Annotated in this window: 21 protein-coding genes; 8 read left to right on the top strand and 13 right to left on the bottom strand. The window is 59.1% G+C overall.

What is annotated here, in order from left to right:
* Positions 1–17: 17 nt before the first annotated feature.
* The 9 genes from ACTZWX_RS08970 to ubiE form a co-directional block, all read right to left on the bottom strand.
* Positions 18–737: a 16S rRNA (uracil(1498)-N(3))-methyltransferase gene (locus ACTZWX_RS08970; protein WP_444713640.1), complete on the bottom strand. Its 720-nt coding sequence runs from the start codon at positions 735–737 to the stop codon at positions 18–20.
* Positions 734–1,519, bottom strand: a complete 786-nt coding sequence (gene tatC, locus ACTZWX_RS08965; RefSeq protein ID WP_444713639.1) for a twin-arginine translocase subunit TatC — start codon at positions 1,517–1,519, stop codon at positions 734–736. Before tatC ends, ACTZWX_RS08970 begins: the two co-directional genes overlap by 4 nt.
* Positions 1,516–1,980, bottom strand: a complete 465-nt coding sequence (gene tatB, locus ACTZWX_RS08960) for a Sec-independent protein translocase protein TatB (protein ID WP_444713638.1) — start codon at positions 1,978–1,980, stop codon at positions 1,516–1,518. Before tatB ends, tatC begins: the two co-directional genes overlap by 4 nt.
* A gap of 11 nt (positions 1,981–1,991) precedes the next feature.
* Positions 1,992–2,222 (bottom strand): Sec-independent protein translocase subunit TatA, encoded by a 231-nt coding sequence (tatA, locus tag ACTZWX_RS08955; RefSeq protein WP_444713637.1) that lies wholly within the window; start codon positions 2,220–2,222, stop codon positions 1,992–1,994.
* Positions 2,223–2,308: 86 nt separating this feature from the next.
* Positions 2,309–2,638, bottom strand: a complete 330-nt coding sequence (locus ACTZWX_RS08950) for a phosphoribosyl-ATP diphosphatase (protein ID WP_354445991.1) — start codon at positions 2,636–2,638, stop codon at positions 2,309–2,311.
* Positions 2,639–2,650: 12 nt separating this feature from the next.
* Complete coding sequence (gene hisI, locus ACTZWX_RS08945) at positions 2,651–3,067, bottom strand: phosphoribosyl-AMP cyclohydrolase (RefSeq protein ID WP_444713636.1); 417 nt, start codon at positions 3,065–3,067, stop codon at positions 2,651–2,653.
* Positions 3,068–3,095: 28 nt separating this feature from the next.
* Positions 3,096–4,739, bottom strand: a complete 1,644-nt coding sequence (ubiB, locus tag ACTZWX_RS08940) for a ubiquinone biosynthesis regulatory protein kinase UbiB (protein ID WP_444713635.1) — start codon at positions 4,737–4,739, stop codon at positions 3,096–3,098.
* On the bottom strand, positions 4,736–5,377 hold the full coding sequence (locus ACTZWX_RS08935; protein ID WP_444713634.1) for a ubiquinone biosynthesis accessory factor UbiJ: 642 nt from the start codon (positions 5,375–5,377) through the stop codon (positions 4,736–4,738). The genes ubiB and ACTZWX_RS08935 overlap by 4 nt, the downstream gene beginning before the upstream one ends.
* Positions 5,377–6,159 carry a bifunctional demethylmenaquinone methyltransferase/2-methoxy-6-polyprenyl-1,4-benzoquinol methylase UbiE gene (gene ubiE / locus ACTZWX_RS08930; protein ID WP_444713633.1) on the bottom strand — a complete coding sequence of 261 codons (783 nt, stop codon included), beginning with the start codon at positions 6,157–6,159 and terminating at the stop codon, positions 5,377–5,379. The genes ACTZWX_RS08935 and ubiE overlap by 1 nt, the downstream gene beginning before the upstream one ends.
* Positions 6,160–6,275: 116 nt before the next feature.
* On the opposite strand from ubiE, the gene ACTZWX_RS08925 reads away from it, so the two are divergent.
* Positions 6,276–6,554 carry a polyhydroxyalkanoic acid system family protein gene (locus ACTZWX_RS08925; protein ID WP_444713632.1) on the top strand — a complete coding sequence of 93 codons (279 nt, stop codon included), beginning with the start codon at positions 6,276–6,278 and terminating at the stop codon, positions 6,552–6,554.
* Positions 6,555–6,560: 6 nt separating this feature from the next.
* Here the strand turns inward: ACTZWX_RS08925 and ACTZWX_RS08920 are convergent, their stop codons facing one another.
* Together ACTZWX_RS08920 and ACTZWX_RS08915 are read right to left on the bottom strand one after the other, a co-directional pair.
* A complete protein-coding gene (locus ACTZWX_RS08920) occupies positions 6,561–7,310 on the bottom strand; it encodes an FFLEELY motif protein (RefSeq protein WP_444713631.1) in 750 nt (249 codons plus the stop codon).
* Between the two features lie 95 nt (positions 7,311–7,405).
* Entirely contained in the window at positions 7,406–8,329 is a 924-nt protein-coding gene (locus ACTZWX_RS08915) for an alpha/beta hydrolase (protein WP_444713630.1), read from the bottom strand.
* 348 nt (positions 8,330–8,677) lie between these two features.
* On the opposite strand from ACTZWX_RS08915, the gene ACTZWX_RS08910 reads away from it, so the two are divergent.
* The 4 genes from ACTZWX_RS08910 to ACTZWX_RS08895 all read left to right on the top strand — a co-directional run bounded on the left by ACTZWX_RS08910 (position 8,678) and on the right by ACTZWX_RS08895 (position 15,007).
* Positions 8,678–10,045 carry a WS/DGAT domain-containing protein gene (locus ACTZWX_RS08910; RefSeq protein ID WP_444713629.1) on the top strand — a complete coding sequence of 456 codons (1,368 nt, stop codon included), beginning with the start codon at positions 8,678–8,680 and terminating at the stop codon, positions 10,043–10,045.
* Between the two features lie 179 nt (positions 10,046–10,224).
* On the top strand, positions 10,225–11,343 hold the full coding sequence (locus ACTZWX_RS08905) for a porin (protein ID WP_444713628.1): 1,119 nt from the start codon (positions 10,225–10,227) through the stop codon (positions 11,341–11,343).
* A gap of 255 nt (positions 11,344–11,598) precedes the next feature.
* On the top strand, positions 11,599–12,759 hold the full coding sequence (gene nosP / locus ACTZWX_RS08900; protein ID WP_444713627.1) for a nitric oxide-sensing protein NosP: 1,161 nt from the start codon (positions 11,599–11,601) through the stop codon (positions 12,757–12,759).
* Positions 12,743–15,007, top strand: coding sequence for a NahK/ErcS family hybrid sensor histidine kinase/response regulator (locus ACTZWX_RS08895; protein ID WP_444713853.1), 2,265 nt, complete (start codon positions 12,743–12,745; stop codon positions 15,005–15,007). Before nosP ends, ACTZWX_RS08895 begins: the two co-directional genes overlap by 17 nt.
* Positions 15,008–15,022: 15 nt before the next feature.
* On the opposite strand, the gene ACTZWX_RS08890 is transcribed toward ACTZWX_RS08895, so the two are convergent.
* Entirely contained in the window at positions 15,023–15,700 is a 678-nt protein-coding gene (locus ACTZWX_RS08890; protein ID WP_444713852.1) for a response regulator, read from the bottom strand.
* Positions 15,701–16,065: 365 nt separating this feature from the next.
* Between ACTZWX_RS08890 and ACTZWX_RS08885 the strand changes: the two genes are divergently transcribed.
* The 3 genes from ACTZWX_RS08885 to ACTZWX_RS08875 are packed head-to-tail and all read left to right on the top strand — an operon-like array spanning position 16,066 to position 18,432.
* A complete protein-coding gene (locus ACTZWX_RS08885) occupies positions 16,066–16,995 on the top strand; it encodes an ABC transporter substrate-binding protein (RefSeq protein ID WP_444713626.1) in 930 nt (309 codons plus the stop codon).
* Complete coding sequence (locus tag ACTZWX_RS08880) at positions 16,992–17,768, top strand: ABC transporter permease (protein WP_444713625.1); 777 nt, start codon at positions 16,992–16,994, stop codon at positions 17,766–17,768. The genes ACTZWX_RS08885 and ACTZWX_RS08880 overlap by 4 nt, the downstream gene beginning before the upstream one ends.
* Positions 17,761–18,432 carry an ATP-binding cassette domain-containing protein gene (locus tag ACTZWX_RS08875; protein ID WP_444713624.1) on the top strand — a complete coding sequence of 224 codons (672 nt, stop codon included), beginning with the start codon at positions 17,761–17,763 and terminating at the stop codon, positions 18,430–18,432. Before ACTZWX_RS08880 ends, ACTZWX_RS08875 begins: the two co-directional genes overlap by 8 nt.
* Before the next feature lie 20 nt (positions 18,433–18,452).
* On the opposite strand, the gene ACTZWX_RS08870 is transcribed toward ACTZWX_RS08875, so the two are convergent.
* Positions 18,453–19,256, bottom strand: a complete 804-nt coding sequence (locus ACTZWX_RS08870; RefSeq protein WP_444713623.1) for an ABC transporter permease — start codon at positions 19,254–19,256, stop codon at positions 18,453–18,455.
* Between the last annotated feature and the right edge of the window lies 1 nt (position 19,257).

Raw genomic sequence — 19,257 nt, 5'->3', positions numbered from 1 at the left:
ACGGCTTTGCGGGTAGCTCAGCCGCAGGCGTCAAACAGCCGGCTGATCAACACTGGCGCGGCCGTTTCCACCCGCAGAATGCGGGGCCCCAGATGCACACCCTGGCATCCGGCCTCTTCCAGTTTGCCCACTTCGTAATTGGTAAAACCGCCTTCCGGCCCGATGCACAGGGCTGCCGGCTCGTTCAGGTGAACGGGGCAGGGTGCGGTGGTGCCGGGATGCGCCACCAGTGCGATTTTATTTGCCAGCAGGGCCGGTAGTTCGTCTTCCACAAAGGGTTTGAACAGCTTGCGGATATGCACCTGTGGCATCACCGTATCTTTAGCCTGCTCAAGGCCCAGTGTCAGGTTTTCCTTCAGGTTGTCGTCTGACAGCCACGGAGTTTGCCAGAAGCTTTTTTCCACCTTGTAGCTGTTGATCAGCCAGATATCCTTCACGCCCAAGGACGCGCAGGTCTGCAGCACGCGGCGGAACATCTTTGGCCGCGGCATGGCCAGGATCAGGGTCAGTGGCAGAGGCTGTGGTGGGCGCTGGCTTAGCGTGACCTTCAGCTCCGCTTCGGTGTCTGTCAGGGTCAGGATTTCACCGGTGCCCATGGCGCCGTTGGCCCGGCCGACCGGAATCTGGTGGCCGGTACTGGCTTTGAGTACGGTCCTCAGGTGTTCAAGGCGGCGACCGCGGAGCAGCACCCGGTCTGTTCCGGTAAAGTCTTCGTCGAACAGCAGCGCCAGATTCATGCGGAGTCGGACTCGCCCTCGGAGGCGTCATCGACACGGCGGTATGCCAGGCGCCCGAACAGAATGCCGAACTCAAACAGAATCCACATGGGCACCGCGAGCAGGGTCTGGGAAATAATGTCGGGCGGGGTCAGCAGCATGCCAATGATAAAGCAGGCTACCACCACGTAGGGGCGTTTCGCGGCGAGATCCTGGGGCGTGGTGGCACCTGTGAGGATGAGTAGCACCGTGGCAATGGGAATCTCGAAGGCCACCCCGAAAGCAAAGAACATTTTCAGAACGAAGTTCAGGTAACTGCTGATGTCTGGCAGCTCGACAATGCCCTCGGGCCCGATGGCGGTGAAGAAACCGAACACCAGCGGGAACACCACGAAGTAGGCAAACGCGGCGCCGGCGTAGAACAGGATGACTGAGGTGAACAGCAGAGGAAACGCCAGGCGTTTTTCATGGGCATACAGGCCCGGCGCTATAAAGCTCCAGATCTGATACAGAATCACCGGAATGGCGGCAAAGACTGCCAGTACCAGGGCCAGTTTCAGGGGCGCGAAGAACGGCGAGGTGATGTCGGTGGCGATCATGGTCTGGCCCACCGGCAGCAGTTCACGCAGTGGTAACGACAGCCACAGGTACAGGTCGTTGGCGAACGGGTAGACAAAGGCAAAACACACAATTACCGCCAGCACCATTTTCAGGAGCCGGTTGCGCAATTCGAGCAAGTGCTCGATCAGGGGCATTTCCTGTTGTTCAGGGGGGATCGGGTTACTGCCTGGGTTACCACTCATGAACGATTATCCGAAGGCCGTTCTGATGTTGTGCTGCTGGCCTCGCCGTTGGTCTCGTGATCGGCGCTGTCGCCTTGCGGAGCGGGTTGCGGAGACTCGGCGGCAGTCTGGTTTGTGCCATCCTCGCCGGCGAGTCTTCGGGTTGCCGGTGCGGGCCGTGGTTTTCGGGTCTCGCTGTCTGGCAGGATCATGTGCTCGTATTTCCTGGCTTCATCGAGTGCACCGCGGACGGTTTTCTCCATATCCTCCAGGCCGACGTCGCCGGCCTTGCGGAGCTCTTCCCGCAGTTCTTCTGCCTTGAGCTGGCGATCCAGTTCCGAGGTGAACTGGCCCACCATGCGCCGGGCGCCGCCAATCCACCGGCCGGCAGCCCGGGCAGCGGTAGGCAGGCGCTCGGGCCCAAGCACAAGCAGCGCGATGATGCCGCAGATCAGCAGCTCAATGAAGCCAATATCGAACATTCAGACGGTACTCAGCTTTGCTTTTCCCGGGGCTTTTCTTCGGCCGAGGCCTCTGTTTTCCCGGCCTGCTGGCCTTCCAGCGTGCTCTGATCGGCGGATTTTTCTTCTTCGTCACTCATGGATTTCTTGAAACCACGAATCGCGCCGCCCAGATCACTGCCGATGTTGCGCAGTTTCTTGGTTCCGAACAACAGGATGACGATGCCGAGTACGATTAAAAGTTGCCAGATGCTGATACCCATGAGGGTTCCTCGTTCAATTGTTGCTGTTCCATGACATTGTACGCCAACGGCGGCCGTTCGCGGAAATCCCCGTTAGGGGTACCTCTCTACGAGTTCCGTGACGCTTTTTCTTCAAGGCCTGACAGGTCGAAACGACTGGCCAGTTCATCGATCACATCTTTCGGCCCAAGCCCGAGCCGGGACAGCATCACCATGCTGTGAAACCACAGGTCGGCCGTTTCGTACACCACATCCCGGGTGTTCCCGGACTGTTCGGCGTCTTTGGCGGCCAGCAGTGTTTCGGTGCACTCTTCGCCCACTTTCTCCAGAATCTTGTTCAGCCCCTTGGCGTGCAGGCTGGCCACGTAGGAGGTTTCCGGGTCGGCTTGCTTGCGGGCTTCAAGTACCTGGGCCAGGCGTTCCAGTACATCACTCACGGTCTCTGCTCCTCAATCACTGCCGTAGATGGCGTTCGGGTCTTTCAAAACCGGTTCGGCGCTGACCCATTGGCCGTCTTTCAGGGTCCGGTAAAAACAGCTTCGCCGACCAGTATGGCAGGCAATACCGCCTTTTTGTTCCACTTTCAGCAAAATGACGTCGGCGTCGCAGTCGAGCCGGATATCCCTCAGTATCTGCTGGTGCCCGGAGCTTTCGCCCTTGCGCCAGAGTTTGCCCCGGGATCGGGACCAGTACACCGCCTGGCCTTCCTCAACGGTCAGCTTCAGCGACTCGGCATTCATCCACGCCATCATCAGAATGTCGCCATTGTCGGCATCCTGGGCGATGGCCGGTACCAGGCCGTCGTCTGTCCAGCGAATCTCGTTAAGCCAGTCAGGCTGTACGACGTTAGCGGGGGAATCTTGCATTTTTGTGAATCCTGATAAATCCATTCGTTTAACGGCTGCCCCGGAGCATGACCGCGCCGGCCAGTGCAAGCAAGGCCCAGCTCCAAAGGGGGGCATCGGCCATCAGCTGCGTGGCCTGCTCCTGAGTGCCAGCCAGGGCTGCGGCAGCGAGCACGGCGGCAATGAAACCCCGGCGCCACCGGCGGTCGCTGCGCTGTTGCTGCTCTTTCATCAGCGCCAGAGTAGCGCGGTTCTGCTCTTCTGTGGGGCCGCTCCCCCGAAGCTGCAATAGCGTATCGTGAACCAGCTGCGGCATCTCCGGCGACTGTTCAAGCCAGGCGGGCAGGTGCGTTTGCAGTGATTTGATCAGCCCAGCGGGGCCAATGCGCTGGCGCATCCAGTTCTCCAGAAAGGGCTGGGCGGTGCTCCACAGATCCAGATCCGGGTACAGTTGGCGGCCCAGGCCTTCAACATTCAGCAGGGTTTTCTGCAGCAGCACCAGTTGCGGCTGCACTTCCATATTGAAGCGGCGGGCGGTCTGGAAAAGCCGCAGCAGGAAGTGGCCGAAGGAAATGTCCTTCAGCGGGCGCTCGAAGATGGGCTCGCATACGGTACGGATGGCCGCTTCGAACTCATTCACTCGGGTATCCGGTGGTACCCAGCCGGACTGGATATGCAGCTGGGCCACCTGGCGGTAATCCCGGCGGAAGAACGCGAGCAGGTTGCGGGCCAGGTAGCTCTGGTCGTCTGGCGCCAGGGTGCCCACAATGCCGAAGTCAATGGCGATGTATTTCGGGTCCGCGGGGTTGGAGACGTCGACAAAAATGTTGCCGGGGTGCATGTCGGCGTGGAAGAAGCTGTCCCGGAACACCTGGGTGAAGAAAATCTCGACGCCTTTTTCGGCCAGCACTTTCATGTTGACGCCGGCCGCTTCCAGTTTATCAACATCGGCAATGGGGATGCCGTGAATGCGCTCCATCACCAGCACGGATTTGCTGGTGTAGTCCCAGTCGATGAACGGGATGTAGATCAGCGGTGAGTTGTCGAAGTTGCGGCGCAACTGGCTGGCATTGGCGGCTTCGCGTTGCAGGTCCAGCTCATCGTGGATGGTGGCGTCGTAATCGGCCACCACATCCACCGGGTGCAGGCGCTTGCCCTCGGACCAGTATTTCTCCAGCAGGCCCGCCATCAGGTACATCAGGCCCAGATCCTGGCGGATGACCTTGTCGATACCCGGGCGCAGTACCTTGACCACCACTTTCTGGCCATTGGGCAGGGTAGCGGCATGCACCTGGGCGACGGAGGCAGAGGCCATCGGGTCCGGACTGAACTCGGCGAACAATTTCGACACCGATGCGCCGAGGGACTTCTCAATGATGCCCCGTGCCTGGTCACTGGGGAAGGGCGGCACCCGGTCCTGCAGTTGTTTCAGGGATTCGGCCATGTCGTCCGGCAGCAGGTCCCGGCGGGTGGAGAGAATCTGGCCGAATTTGACAAACACTGGCCCCAGTTCTTCCAGCGCCAGGCGCAGGCGGTCACCGCGGCTCAGTTTTGGCTGGGGAAACAGGTGCCACGGCGCCAGCAGGAAGAAAATCTTCAATGGGGTAGGCAGTTCCGCCAGTGGCAGAAACGTGTCGAGCCGGTAGCGGCAGAATACCCAGGCAATTCGGAACAGGCGTTGCAGGCGGGTCACAGGGTCTCCGTATCGTTATCGCTGCCGGTACTTTCCAGTTGCGTCAGTCTGGCTTCCAGGCGTTCAGTGCGCAGGTTGAGCTGGTCAATGTCCTGGAACGTGGCTTCCAGCTCCCTGCGACCGGGCAGAGCCTGGCTTTCTTCGTGCAGATACTCTTCCAGATTGGCGTTCATGGTACTGGCCGCCTGCCGGCTCCATTGCACAGCACTGCGGATGCGTTTGCCCAGAAAGTGCGCGGGCAGGTCGCCCAGGTGCCGGGCCATGGCGGCTTCCCAGTCTGGCTCCAGCTGGTTCAGGGCGCGCTGCAGCTGGTGAGCAAGAGCGGTATTGCCCTGCACGCTCAGCCGATCGTCTGCAAACACCCGGTCATCGCCCAGGGCGAGGGCAACGAAGGCCAGGGGCCGGCCGGTTATGACCAGCTCCGGGGCGTCGGCAGGCTGGCTGCGTACCTGAACCTGCTCCCCTACGCGCTCCAGGGTCCAGGTCAACGAGACCGGTGCGTTGATGTTGAATTGTGCCGGCCCGGTCAGGGCATTCAGCAAAGCCTGGCGGCCCGCTGTATCCAGCTCCAGTGCCCGGTTCAGCGCGACCTCTACGATGGCGCTGGCAGCGGACAGAAGGGTCGGGCCGGGGAACATCAGGGTTTGATTCCCACGTGCAGGGCAACAATGCCGCCGGTCATGTTGTAGTACTTGCAGTTCACCAGGCCGGCCTTTTCCATCATGGATTTCAGGGTTTCCTGATCCGGGTGCATGCGGATGGACTCGGCCAGGTACTTGTAGCTTTCACTGTCGCCGGCAATCAACTGGCCCATCAACGGCAGGGCGGTGAAAGAATAGGTGTCGTAGGCTTTACTCAGCAGCGGATTGGTGGGCTTGGAGAATTCCAGTACCATCAACTTGCCGCCGGGTTTCAGTACCCGGGCCATGTCCCGCAGGGCCTGATCCTTGTCGGTGACGTTGCGCAGGCCAAAGGCGATGGACACCGCCTGGAAGCTGTTGTCGGGGAACGGCAGGTGCTCGGCGTCGGCCTGCACGTACTCGATGTTGCCGGCGTAGCCCCGGTCGGTCAGCCGGCTGCGGCCCACCTGCAGCATGGAGGCGTTGATATCGGCCAGTACCACTTTGCCAGAGGGGCCGACCAGATCGGAAAACTTCATGGTCAGGTCACCGGTGCCGCCGGCAATGTCCAGCACCTGATGGCCCGGGCGAACACCGCTGAGCTCAATAGTGAACCGCTTCCACAGCCGGTGAATGCCCATCGACATCAAATCGTTCATGAGGTCGTATTTTCCGGCCACGCTGTGGAAAACCTGGGCCACCTGGCTGGCTTTCTGGCTCTTGGGTACGTTGCGGAACCCGAAGTGGGTGACGTCGTCCTGGCCGTTGCCGGGGGTGCCCGGTGCTTGCTGCTCGCTCATGGGTGTTGGTCCTGTCAGAATCTCAGGTTGGTATTCTAACCTTTGAGGGGTTGGCTACAAGTTTATTGCCGACTTACACTGTAATTCTGTCTCCAAACAACCGAGAAAACTGATCCATGTCTGTCATTGATATTCATCGCGCCCACTCCCTGGACAAAGCCCACGCACGAGAAGCGGCAGAAACCCTGGCGAAAGACCTGTCGAAGCAGTTCGATGTCAATTACCAGTGGGACGGTGACCTGCTGACGTTCAAGCGCAGTGGGGTAAAAGGCCACCTGGACCTCTCTGACAGTGATTTGCACATCCGCCTGGAGTTGGGGCTGATGCTTCGCCCGTTCAAGTCCCGTATCGAGCAGGAAATTCACTCCCAGCTGGACCAGATTCTCACGGCCTGAGCCGGGTTACAGGTCGCCCGGTACCGAGAAGGGTTCCGGGTGGCCGGCCAGTATGTTCTCCATCACCTGTTTTTCCCGGCCAATCAGCCGCTCAATCAGCACATCGACACCCTCCATCTTGCGGAACGCACTGTAACCCCGGTGGAGGAAACTGTGCAGGTCGCCCAGTTCGGCCATCTCTGCCGGCCCCCGGCTCATCGACAGCAGCCAGCCCAGGGTGCGGTTGCGCACGTAACGGTCCAGTTGCTGGCCGGTGTCTGCCACCAGTTCCAGTTGCCGGTGGCGGATAGCCATCTGGCCACTGGCCCGGTATGCGTCGCAATAATGGCGGGTGGTGATCGTGGTTGTGCTCAGGTTTTGCTGGTCAAACCACTGTGCCAGCTCAAGATCCAGGCTCTGGGTCACCAGATTGAGTTCAACCAGTCCGGCAAAGGTGCCCAGCAGGTGGTCGGGCAGCCACTTCACCATCTTCGGGAAGATGCGGTCGATGTTATCGTCCCGCTGGGTCATGCCGGCCGGGGCGTACAGATCGGTCAGCAGAAATTCCAGGCCGGTATGGTACCCGGGGTTCTGGTAGAGATCCTGGTGCGTGGCTTTAAGCCGTTTTGCCTGCCAGTCGGCGATGCGGCGGGTGTCTTCCAGCAATGGGTGGGTGGCCTTGAGCTGGCGAAAGTCGTGGTATTCCAGCAGAAGCCGTTTGAGCCGGTGGGCGTTTTCTGAATGCACTTCCGTTGTGACCAGGCGCTCACGATACATGCAGGGGCTCCAATAAAACCGGGCGACAAGAGGCATTGCCTCAGAAAAAGGCGCTCAGTTTAGCGGAGCAGAAACCGGGCTGCACCTGTTCAGGTTCAGCCTTCGGCGGCAATGGGCAGGGTTTCCAGCCCGGGCACCCATTCCTTGCTGTCCAGTGTGATGAAGTGGCTGGGGGCTTCGGTCTCGATGATGCGCATGTTGGTCGGGCTGGTACGGGCACTGGCCAGCATGGCGTTACGGTCCAGAATACGATCAGTGGCAGGGATCAGGAACGTGCCATGGCGCACGTGCTGGTACACCGAAGTGTCTGTGCGCACCATCCATTCCATGATGTTTTCGATGTTGCGCACGATGGTCAGGTGATCTTTGGTGGCGTAGAACAGCTTACTCAGCAGTTGCCGTTTTCGCGGGTTCATCTTGCCGAAGAAAGTCTGGCCGTAGGCGGATTGCGGCGCGCTGTTGATCAGGCGGATCAGCCAGGGCCACATGCCGTGGCTGACCGGCTCCAGCAGCGTGGTCACCAGGGCGTGCAGTTTGCCCTGGGGCAGCACCGGCGCTTCCAGCACAATTTCGACATCTTCGTACAATTCCGGCCACTGCTTGATGGCTTCAAGAATCACCGCACCACCCCTGGAGTGGCCGTGGATCCGGATATTGCGGGTGCTGGGCAGGTTTTGCAGTGCCTGGTTCAGAATACAGGCATCGTACTCGATGGTACCTTCCAGGTGCTTTATGGGCACTTCCCAGTCCGGGCTCTCCGGCGTTACCCCGTTTACCGGGATGTGGTAGTTGCTGCAGGTGAGCAGAATCAGTTCGGTGGTCGGGCCGTCATAGGCCTGAGTGAAGTAGCAGTGATTTTCCAGAAAGCCGTGTACGCCAATGACGGTATGCTCAGCAGCGCCACTGTGATTACGCACCGACACGGCGCCTTTGCCAACACGGTAAACCCGGCCTGAGAACATCTCAGAATAGGCGCTCTCGATAGGCTTGATCAGTTTGCGAACATGACTGGCTTTCATGATTCATCTCCCCCGGCATTGCAATGGACTGTTATTGGTTTTGGTTGTGCCGGTCTTTCATTTGTACCGCGTTTGGCTGGGCGAGTTAGTGGCACTACCGCCGGGATATCCGGAGATCTGTAGCCAATCGCGCAGCATCGTGGTCCTTCTCTATAACCATTGCATCATTACATATAACCAGTATAGAGCCGAAGGGTTACTTACAGGTAATTTTTTGTAACGCTGCGGGCGACGCACGGTGATGGAGCCCCGTAAAGGACTCTGGCACAATGCGGGATTGGCTTTTTACTTACCGGGCACGTTATTCATCGGGGACTATCAGGTTTGAACCAGGAGCAATCGCATCTCATGCTGCCTTCGGATTCGGCCTGGCTGGCTTTGGAACGCCCGGAAAACCCCATGACCATCACCATCATGCTTCGGGTTGACGGCCTCACTGCCAGCCGCTTCCGGGAGTTTCTGGATGTGTACTGGACAGCCTGGGAGCGCTTTCTCTGTCGCCCGGTCTGGAAAGCGCCGGCCTGGTACTGGCAAAAAGACCCCACCTTTTCCGTTTCCCACCACCTTGATGTGGTGATTGACCGCTTTGATCAGCATCAGTTGCAGGACTGGGTGTCGGCGCGGCTGAACGAGCCCCTGCCCCGGTATCGCCCGGGCTGGAAGTTCTGGCTGGCGCCCAATGCCCAGGGGGGCGCGGCCCTGCTGCTGCGCCTGCACCATTGTTATGCCGACGGTTTGTCCCTGCTGGGCATCTTCGCAACGCTTTGCCCGCCATCGCCCCGGCAGTATCCAGCCATTTATGGCGCCGCCGAGGTGCCGCAACTGGAGCGATGGAAAACATCGGCCCAGCAATGGTTGGGGAATATGGCTGGGCAGATAAGCCAGGGTTCCGGGGCGACACCGGGTGAAGGCCCCACCGGCGGAGCGGGGCAAGCGGCCAGGGTGCTGGAGGTCAGTGCCCGGATGGTGCATGAGCTCAGCGAGTTTCTGGTGGAGCCGGCCGATACTCCCTCGGAGCTTCGGCGGCCATTGCTGGGCCGGCGCAGTTGTCGGTGGTCTGAGCCGGTACCCCTTGAGCGTTTTCGTGCGGCTGCTTCGGCCACCCACACCACCATCAACGACGTGTTACTGGCCTGTGTGGCGGCAGCGGTACGCCCGCGCCTTGGAATGTCATCGCAACAACTGGATGATGCGGTTATGCATGCGGCGGTGCCGGTGGATATACGGTCCCGGTTGCCGGAGGGAATCCGACCGGAAGAGGGCGAGCCCGGCAACTGTTTCGGTACGGTGTTTGTGCCCTTGCCGGTGGATGGCGAAAGCGCCCTTGAGCGGCTGTTCCGCATCAAGCATGAAACCCGCAAACTCAAGAAGAGCTGGCAGCCGGGGATCGCCTGGGGGCTTGCCGCCAGCGCCGCCCTGTTGCCTGAGGTTGGCCGCAAACCACTGGCCGACCTGTTTTTCCGAAAGGCCTCGGCGGTGGTCTCCAATGTGCCTGGCACGCCGGAGACCCGCTACCTGGCCGGTTGCGCCATCACCGAGCAGATGTTCTGGGTACCCCAGGCTGGCGATATCGGGTTGGGTGTGAGTATTGTCAGCTATGCCGGTCAGGTGCAGTTTGGTGTGGTGGCGGACGAGGCCATTCTGGCCAACCCCCGTGAATTTCTTGATGACTGCTTGTCTGAACTGGACCACTTCCCGGGTGGTTTTTCCACGTAGTCGTACTCCCAAAGTTTCATTTCAGATGCCTCCCAAATGAGCAGAAAACCTGCTCGCTGGAAGCATTCCACCCTGTTGTTGCATCACCGACCATGGAAATCAGGCGTCAGACCTCGCCTGGAGCGGCCGGATAACCGGCCCTCCGATCCCAGATTTCCAAAAAAACAACCGGGGGATGTATGAAAAACAACAACTTCAGAAAGTCAGGGTTGGCCATTGCCATGATGGCGGCCATGGGAGTCAGTGCCGGAGCCAATGCGGCGATTGAACTTTACAACGAAGACGGCACCAGTTTTTCGGTGGATGGCTATTTCAACGCGTTTTACGTGAACCGTGATGACAAAGTGGCTGATGTACGTAATTCAGACGTCAAGATGGGCTTTCTTCCGAACACCATCGGCTTCAATTTCAGCAAGGAGATGGGCGACCTGACATTGGGCGGGCGTTCATCGTTCTGGAGTACTATCAATGATGGTTTGGAGTCGCCAACCGATACCGCGATTGACGTGCGTCAGTTGTACGCTACCGTAGACGGTAGTTTTGGTCAGGTATTGATTGGTAAGGATTTTGGCCTCTACGCTCGCTCTAACATTTTCCTCGATGAGATTCTGATGGGCTTCGGTTCTCCAGGAGCCGCCTCTACTGGTGTGTCCTTTGGGAATATTCGTACTGGATACCCTTACCCGAATCCTTCAGCGCAGATCACCTATCGCTCACCGGATATGGGTGGGCTGAATGTTGCCGCGGGTATCTTTGAGCCTGCCAATACTACGCCGGGCGCCCAGTCTGAGCAGTCCGCCCCTCGTTTTGAAGCGGAAGTGACCTATAGCGCTGACCTGAATGGTGTGGCACTGACCGGTTGGGTGAACGGTCGCCACCAGAGCTCGGAAAACGCCACGACCAAGATCGACAGCCAGGGCGTTGGTTATGGTGTAAAGGCGTCTATCGCTGGAATATCGCTGGCGGCTTCTGGTTTTACCTCCAAGGGTGATGTGCCAATTCTGATCAACGAGGCTACCATTCCTGCTGGTCTTGCATCCGAAGAAGACGCTGATGGCTACCTGGCTCAGGCGTCTTACACGCTGGGCGCGAACCGGTTTGTACTGTCTTACGGTGAGACTGACTCCGATCAGGGCAATTTCGAGACCGAGAACATGTCTGTGGCCGTGTTCCACGATGTAAACAGCAACTTCAAGCTGGTGGCCGAGTACAACATGTTTGAACAGAAGGCCAAACCCAGCGGTGCGAAAACGGAAGATGCGAACACCCTGGCTTTAGGCGCCGTTGTAATGTTCTGAGGGGCTTGCCTCCTGTAGTTGGCATCGCAGGCACCTGGCAGGATGCCGGTGTGCTTGCGATGGCCGTCTCAGACTAAAGTGCCGGTTTGCTCTTGCCAAAACCTGGCTGCGTCGCCGGACATTGATTCAAGAGGTAAATAATCAATGGCTTACGGAAGATTTGGCGCGCCGACAAAGTGCACTGAAGTTGCATTGGCTGGTAGTTCAGGAGGCGTAGAATCGTTATCAGATTCCCGTACTCCGAGCAGGCTACCGATGAAGCCAGTCAGTCAGTTACCCGCCGTGCGAGTGGCCAGTTCCAGTGTTCGCGAGCCAGAGCTGGCAGCTGCTGAGCTTGCCGAACAGCTCATGCACGACAACCTGGGTTGCGTGCTGTTTTTCTGCTCGGTTGAGTACGACCTGCGGAAACTGGGCCCTGCTCTACAGAAAGCCTTTGCTGGCGTGCGCGTCTATGGCTGCACCTCGGCCGGTGAGATTACCGAACAGGGATATGGCCGTGGCTGCATCAGTGCCATCGGCTTCGACGCACGGTATTTTGCGATCGATTGCGCGCTGATTCGCGAGTTGGACCGGTTCACCCTGCAGGATGCCCAGGGTGTTATTGACCAGATGCTGACCACCTGTCGGGATGCAAACCTGGCGCCGGTCAAAGGCAATACCTTCGCCATTACCTTGCTCGACGGGCTTTCCAGTCGTGAAGAGCTGGTACTGGCGACCCTTAATGCGGCCTTGGGCACTATTCCCCAGTTTGGCGGTTCTGCAGGGGATGATGAGCGCCTGGCCGATACCCACGTTTATTACGATGGTGAATTTCACTGCGGGGCGGCAACCGTCATGTTGGTCAATACCCCGCTGGATTTCCGGGTGTTCTCGACCCACCACATGGAACCACTGGATGAGAAACTGGTGGTTACCCGGGCTTGTCCGCAAAGTCGGACCGTTTACGAGTTAAACGCGGAACCGGCCGCAGAAGTATACGCCCGGGCTGTGGGAGTTTCCCCGGATGAGCTGGACCGCAAGGTGTTTGCCCTGCGGCCGTTGGGTGTTCGTGTGGGAGGGAACTATTTCGTTCGCTCCATCCAGAGAGTCAATCCTGATCGCAGTCTCACATTCTATTGCGCCGTGGAGACTGGCATTGTGATGACCGCCATGGCACCAGGCTCGCTTCTGGACAGTGTCCGGACCCAGATTGAAGCCTCTGAGCGGGTCGTGGGTACGCCCCTGATTACCCTGGGTTGTGACTGCTTTTTGCGCCGGCTCGAGGCGGAGCTGACCGGCCAGGGCGAGGCGGTTTCCGAATTCCTCAGGGCGCACCGTGTGGTGGGGTTTAACACCTACGGCGAGCAGTTTAACGGTATGCACATCAACCAGACTTTTACGGGGGTGGTCATTGGCCAGCCTGAGCTCAGTAACTGACCTCCCCGGGGCTCCCGGTCAGTCCGACAAAGACCAGCGAATTGCGGAACTGGAAGCTGAGAACCGGCGCCTGCGGGACATTCGGGATGCTCTGATTGTTCGCGTGGAGTCTGGTTCAGCCCACAAGCCAGAGCCCTACGCGGCGTTTGAGCATTCGGTCATTCTGGCCGAGCAGGTGCGTGAGCGCACGGAAGCCCTGAACCTGACCATGGAAGAACTGAAGGCCAGTAACAAGGCCTTGATTCGGGCCCGGGAAGAGGCCGAAACTTCGCGCCAGCGTCTGAACGACGCCATTGAAAGCATTGCCGACGGCTTTGTGCTGTTCGACCACAACCACTGCCTGATTCAGACCAATAGCCGTTTCCGGAGTTACTGGCGGCACGCCGGCGTGCCGGTGCCCGAGCCAGGCACTCCGATAGACGAGGTGAAATCGAAGGCGTTGAGCTCCGGGCTGATCGTGGAGGAGCACAGCCACGAAGATGCCGAGGGCACCGTGTTCCTGTTATCCAACGGCCGCTGGGTTCAGATGACCGAAAGGTCCACCCGGGAAGGCGGGCTGGTGGTGCTGTATTCTGATATCACCGACGTCAAGAACAGCGAAATGGCTCGTCGTATCAAGGCGCTGGAAGAAAGCGAGCGCTGGATTCGCGTGGTGACCGATCATGTGCCCGCGTTGATTGCGTATGTGGGTGCGGATTTAACTGTGCAGTTCTGCAACAAGGTATATCAGGCCTGGTACGGCCGCCCCGGGCAGTCGCCCCTGGGTATGCGCCTGGACGAGGTGCACGAATCTGAGTTTTACCAGCGGCTGCTGCCCCAGATTCTGGAGGTTATGGAAGGCCGTAGTGTGACTTTTGAGTTCGACGAAACCGGTGTTCGGGGTGAGCAGCGGTACATGCTCAGATCCTACGTGCCCAACGTTGACGACAATGGCGAAGTGGTCGGCTTCTTTGTACTGATTCGGGATATCACCGACCGCCGGAGAACCGCGCTGGCTCTGGAACAGGCCTACGACAACCTGGAGAAGCGGGTGCGGGAGCGCACGGCGGCACTGACCGGTCTCAACGCCCAGCTTCGCCAGGAGATCTTGGAACGCGCAGCAGTTGAGGCGCGCCTCAGGGACGCCAAACTGGAAGCTGAACGTGCCAACCTGTCGAAAACCAAGTTTCTGGCCGCCGTCAGTCACGATCTGCTGCAACCGCTGAATGCGGCCCGTCTGTTTACCAGCGCCTTGCAGGAGCAAAGCTTCGGCCCCCGGGCGGAGGGCCTGGTGCGTTCCGTCAGCACCTCGCTGGACGACGTCGAGAACTTGCTGGGCACACTGGTGGATATCTCCAAACTGGACGCCGGGGTGATCAAACCAGACGTGACCGCGTTTGACCTGCGCGATCTGCTCAACAATATTGCCCGGGAATTTCGTCAGATGGCTCTGGCAGAGGGGCTGAGGCTGGATTTCGTGCCGTCTTCGGCGGTGGTGAGATCCGACTCCCAACTGTTGGCCAGGATCCTAAGAAACTTCCTGACCAATGCGATCCGTTACACTGGCCAGGGGCGCATCCTGCTGGGTGTTCGCCGCCGGGATGATCACGTCTTGCTGCAGGTGTGTGACACCGGCCCGGGCATTCCCGAGGACAAGCTGACCGAGATTTTCCAGGAGTTCAAGCGTATTCGCCCAAGTGGTTCCCAGGCCGACAAGGGGCTTGGGCTGGGACTTGCGATCGTCGACAAGATATCCCGGATGCTTGGGCACGAGGTGTCTGTGGCGTCGGAAGAGGGTAAAGGCTCGGTGTTCAGCGTGCGAGTGCCGCTTGGGCAATTGCAGCCTTCACCGGCGGCGGCCACTGACACGCAGGCGCTCGAGGTGGATCGTGGCATGTCCGGCGCCAGGGTGTGGGTTATCGATAACGATCTGGCCATCTGCGAGGGTATGAAAACCCTGCTGGAGGGTTGGGATTGCCGGGTAGTGACTGCGGTATCTGTGCCGGATCTTGACGCCAAAGTGGATATTGCCGGGGCACCGATAGACCTGATTCTGGCGGATTACCACCTGGATAACGATGAGAATGGTGTGGATGCGGTTGCCGAGATCAATGCCCGGCGCAGTCAGCCTGCGCCGGTGTTGATGATTACTGCCAATTACTCCAACGAACTGAAGCAGCACATCCGCGAGCTGGGGTATCTGTTGATGAACAAGCCGGTCAAGCCATTGAAATTAAGAGCGGTGCTTAATCATGTCTTGAGTGGCTGAGCCCCACAAGACAGATCAACGCTTCAGATACTGGCTGAAATCCACGTCGGTGGCGGACAAAATGGCTTGTACCCGGTTGTGCACACCGAGTTTGCGCAGAATCGCCGAGACGTGGGCCTTCACCGTCGTTTCGGCAATGTTCAGGTTGTAGGCAATCTGCTTGTTGGACTCGCCTTTAGACATTCTTTCCAGCACCAGTAACTGCCTGCGGGTCAGGGAATTGAGTAGTTCCGGAGAAATGGGGTTATCTTCGTGCCGGGCTCTGCGGCTGTTACTTTCCTTGCCGGTGCGGATGATGTCTGACGGCAGGTATACATTGCCATTCAGGATCTGTTGGATGGCTTCAGTCATCTGGGCCCGGGGTGAGGATTTGGTGATGAAACCCACCGCGCCGTAAGTGATCGCCTGCAGAACCACCTGTTTGTCTTCCTCAGCAGAAACGATGACCACCGGAATGGTTGGCGCCTCGTTACGCAGGGTGATGAGTCCGTTCAGGCCGTGCATACCAGGCATGTTCAGATCCAGCAGGATGAGGTCGAGGTCGTCGTTCTCCCGGGTGATTTCCAGCGCGCTGTCCAGGTCATCAGTTTCGATAATGTCACTGCCCTCGAATCCTGAGGCGATCACACTGCTGATCGCTTCCCGGAACAGGGGGTGGTCGTCGGCAATCAGAATCTTGTACGCCGGCTCCATGGATGTTTCTGCCTGTTTGTTGTCGTCATCGGGGATGGTGTCGGGATCATCATAGCGTTTTTCCGACGAGAGTGCGGCATCAAGCTCGGTTAACATGGCGGCCTCCTGTGCAGAAGGTGTCTGCCTGGGCAAGAGCACCTTCCGTTTATTATTGTGATGATCTCATTACACGCCATATTAACCTGGGGTTGAATGCGACCATCGCACCAAAAAACAGGCACCAAAGTACTATTCTTGAAGGGCTGACGGCTTCGTATCGTGGTGCTATGAAGCATCACACAAAAATAACCCAAACTGCACAGCCGGGCCTCAGGTGGTGGTTAGCCCGAACCTCCCGCGCCCTAAGCCTGGTGTTCGCCACGGTTTTGCTGCTGTCCCCCGACAATGGCTATTCCAGTGAACCGGCGGATTTGCCGGTTGTTACCATCAGTGTGCTCCAGTTTGGTACCGCCCACTGGGAGCTGGATCATCTTCAGCACCGGAAACTGGACCAGCAGAACGGCTACCGGCTTGATCTGAAACTGGTAGCCAATCTGCCGGCGTCCCGCCTGGCGGTCACCAGTGGTTCCGTGGATGGCGCGGTGGCTGATTTGCTCTGGGCGCAGTCGCGATTCACAGCCGGCACCCCTTACCGGTATGTGCCCTTCTCATCCCAGATTGGCGATATCGTGGTGCCTGAAACGTCGGCTGTCCGCTCGGTGGCAGACCTGGCCGGAAAACGCATCGGGGTAGCCGGTGGCCCGGACAGCAAGGGTTGGGTGCTGCTGAACCGGGTGGCGGCGAACCAAGGCATTGATCTCAGCAAGGATGCCCGGGTGCAGTATGCGGCCCCGCCACTGCTGAACCAGGCATTAAAACGTGGCCAGGTTGACGCTATCGTTACCTACTGGCACTTCTCTGCCCGGCTCAGAGGCGAGGGGGGTTGGCGCTCGGCCTTCGGAATGGCCGATCTCCTCGGAGCGCTGGACCTGGATCCGAACCTGCCGGTGCTGGGGTATGTGTTTCCCGAGGCGTGGGCACAACAGCATGCCGGGCTGATTGAAAGCTTTGCCCGTTCGTTGCAACAGACAAAAGCCGAGCTGGCCGGTGAACCATCGCACTGGCAGCGTTTGCGGCCGCTAATGGGACAATCCACAGACGCGGTGTTCGAGGCACTTCGGGATGGCTTTGTCGCGGGAACTCCGGCGCCTATGACCGCGCAACGCCGTGCCGATCTTCAGAGGCTGTTGGTGCTGACGGGCGCTGATGCCGGGGCTCTGATGCCTGAAGAACTGTTCTACCGGAGCCGGCCATGAGCAACCGGACAGGTCGCCCGCCTGTCTGGAGTTACTGGCTGGTGCTGCCGCTGTTTGTCGTGTTCTGGGGCCTGTTTGCCTGGCACCTGGCAACGCCATTGTTACCCGGGCCAATGCAGGTGCTGGACACCTTGATGGAGGAGGCGCGGGGTGGTCAGCTCTGGTTTCATCTGGGGGCCACGCTGGCGCGGGTTGCCGTGGCGTTTACCCTGGCGATGCTGCTGGGGACGTTTATTGGCATCGTGATGGGACGTTCGGGCACCGCAAACGCACTGTTTGACCCGATGCTGGTGTTGCTTTTGAATCTGCCTGCGCTGGTTACCATCATCCTGATGTACGTCTGGTTCGGGCTGGTGGAGGTGGCGGCAGTGATGGCGGTGGTCGTCAACAAGATCCCGAACGTCGCCGTCACCGTGCGAGAGGGAGCCCGCAGCCTGGACTACCGTCTGGAGCAGATGGCCACGGTCTACGGATTTACCCGCTGGCAGAGGCTCCGTGAGGTGTGGGTGCCGCAGCTTTTCCCTTATCTGATGGCGGCTACCCGGGGCGGGCTGTCGCTGATCTGGAAAATCGTTCTGGTGGTGGAGCTGCTGGGGCGTTCCAGTGGTGTCGGTTTTCAGTTGCACCTGGCTTTCCAGGTGTTCGACGTTGCAGCCATTCTGGCCTATAGCCTGGCGTTCATCGCCGTTGTGCAACTGATTGAGCTGGGGCTGTTGCAGCCTGTGGAGCGACGGGCCAACCGTTGGCGACAACCGGAGCAAGCCCATGCTTGAGCTGAGAATACGCGGGCGAGACTATGCCCAGCCGGTGCTGGGCGAAGTGTTTGCCACCGTCGAGCGTGGTGATCGCATCTGCTTGCTGGGACCATCCGGTATCGGCAAGACCACGCTGATCAATGCCATTGCCGGCCTGGACCGCACAATGCCGGCCGGCGCCGTGCGGGGCCGCGACTCATTGCGAGTGGGATACCTGTTTCAGGAGCATCGGCTGTTGCCCTGGCGCAGTTTGAATGCCAACCTCCGCCTGGTGGGTGCAAGTCATGAAGAGGCGGAGAATCTCCTGGGTCAGGTAGGCCTGGCCGGTTATGGCAAGTACCTGCCGGATCAGCTTTCCCTGGGTATGGCCCGCCGTGCCGCTTTGGCCCGGTGTCTGGCGGTCAAGCCGGATCTGTTGCTGCTGGATGAGCCCTTCGCCTCGCTCGACCCGGTCATGGCCGGTGACCTGAAACAGCTGATTGCCCGCATACTGGACGAAAGCCCGGCAATGGCCATGATCTGCGTGACGCACGACAGTGGCGATGCAAAATTACTGGCAAACCGGCTCTGGTATCTGGATGGTAAGCCTGCCCGGTTGCAATGGGATGACCGGGTTGTGGAGTCCGGTGCTGTGCCGGAGTTACTGGAGCAACTGCGACGAGTAGACGTGACCGGCGCCTGAACCCGGGTAAGCCAGCCTGATCAGGCTGGCTTATTACCCAGAATCTTCGTTCGCTGGGGGCGGAAACCCGCGGTCGCGAACAACGAAAGCGCGATGGTTACCCCGGCGGTAATGCCGACGGCCAGATGATTCCATTCCAGATAGAGTGAAAACCGGATCGCTTCGACCGCGTGGGTAAATGGATTGAACTGGCAAATCCAGTACAGCCATGGGCTGGCTTCGTTCATCCGCCACAGCGGATACAGGGCGGAAGACATAAAGAACATGGGGAAGATGACAAAGTTCATCACTCCGGCGAAGTTCTCCAGTTGCTTTATCCAGGTGGCAATCAGCAGCCCCAGTGCGCCCAGCATCAGGCTGGTGAGAATCAGCGCCGGCAGAATGGCCAGATAGCCCCAGCGGGGGGGCTCCACACCCACCAGCCATGCGATCAGCAGGAATACATAGACCTGAGCCACTGACACAAATCCCATTGCCAGCAGTTTGGTCAAAAGCAGAAACGGCCTTGGCAATGGGCTCATCAACAGCACCCGCATGCTGCCCAGTTCCCGGTCGTATACCATCGAGAGCGCGCCCTGCATACTGTTGAACAGGATGATCATGCCGCACAGCCCCGGCACGATGTAGGTTTCATAGGTGATATAGGTCTGATAGGGCGGAATGATGGAAATGCCCAGTACTGCCCGGAACCCGGCGGCAAATACCACCAGCCAGAGCAGGGGTCTTACCAGGGCACTGGCAAATCGGGTGCGCTGTTGCCAGAATCTGAGCCATTCCCGGCCTTGGATACCCACGAAACAGTGCCAGTAATCGATGGCTTTCATA

The organism is Marinobacter sp. NSM (assembly GCF_052380025.1).
GTDB lineage: Bacteria > Pseudomonadota > Gammaproteobacteria > Pseudomonadales > Oleiphilaceae > Marinobacter.
The sequence above is the reverse complement of the archived record's forward strand: the minus strand, read 5'-3'. Positions and strand labels throughout refer to the sequence as shown.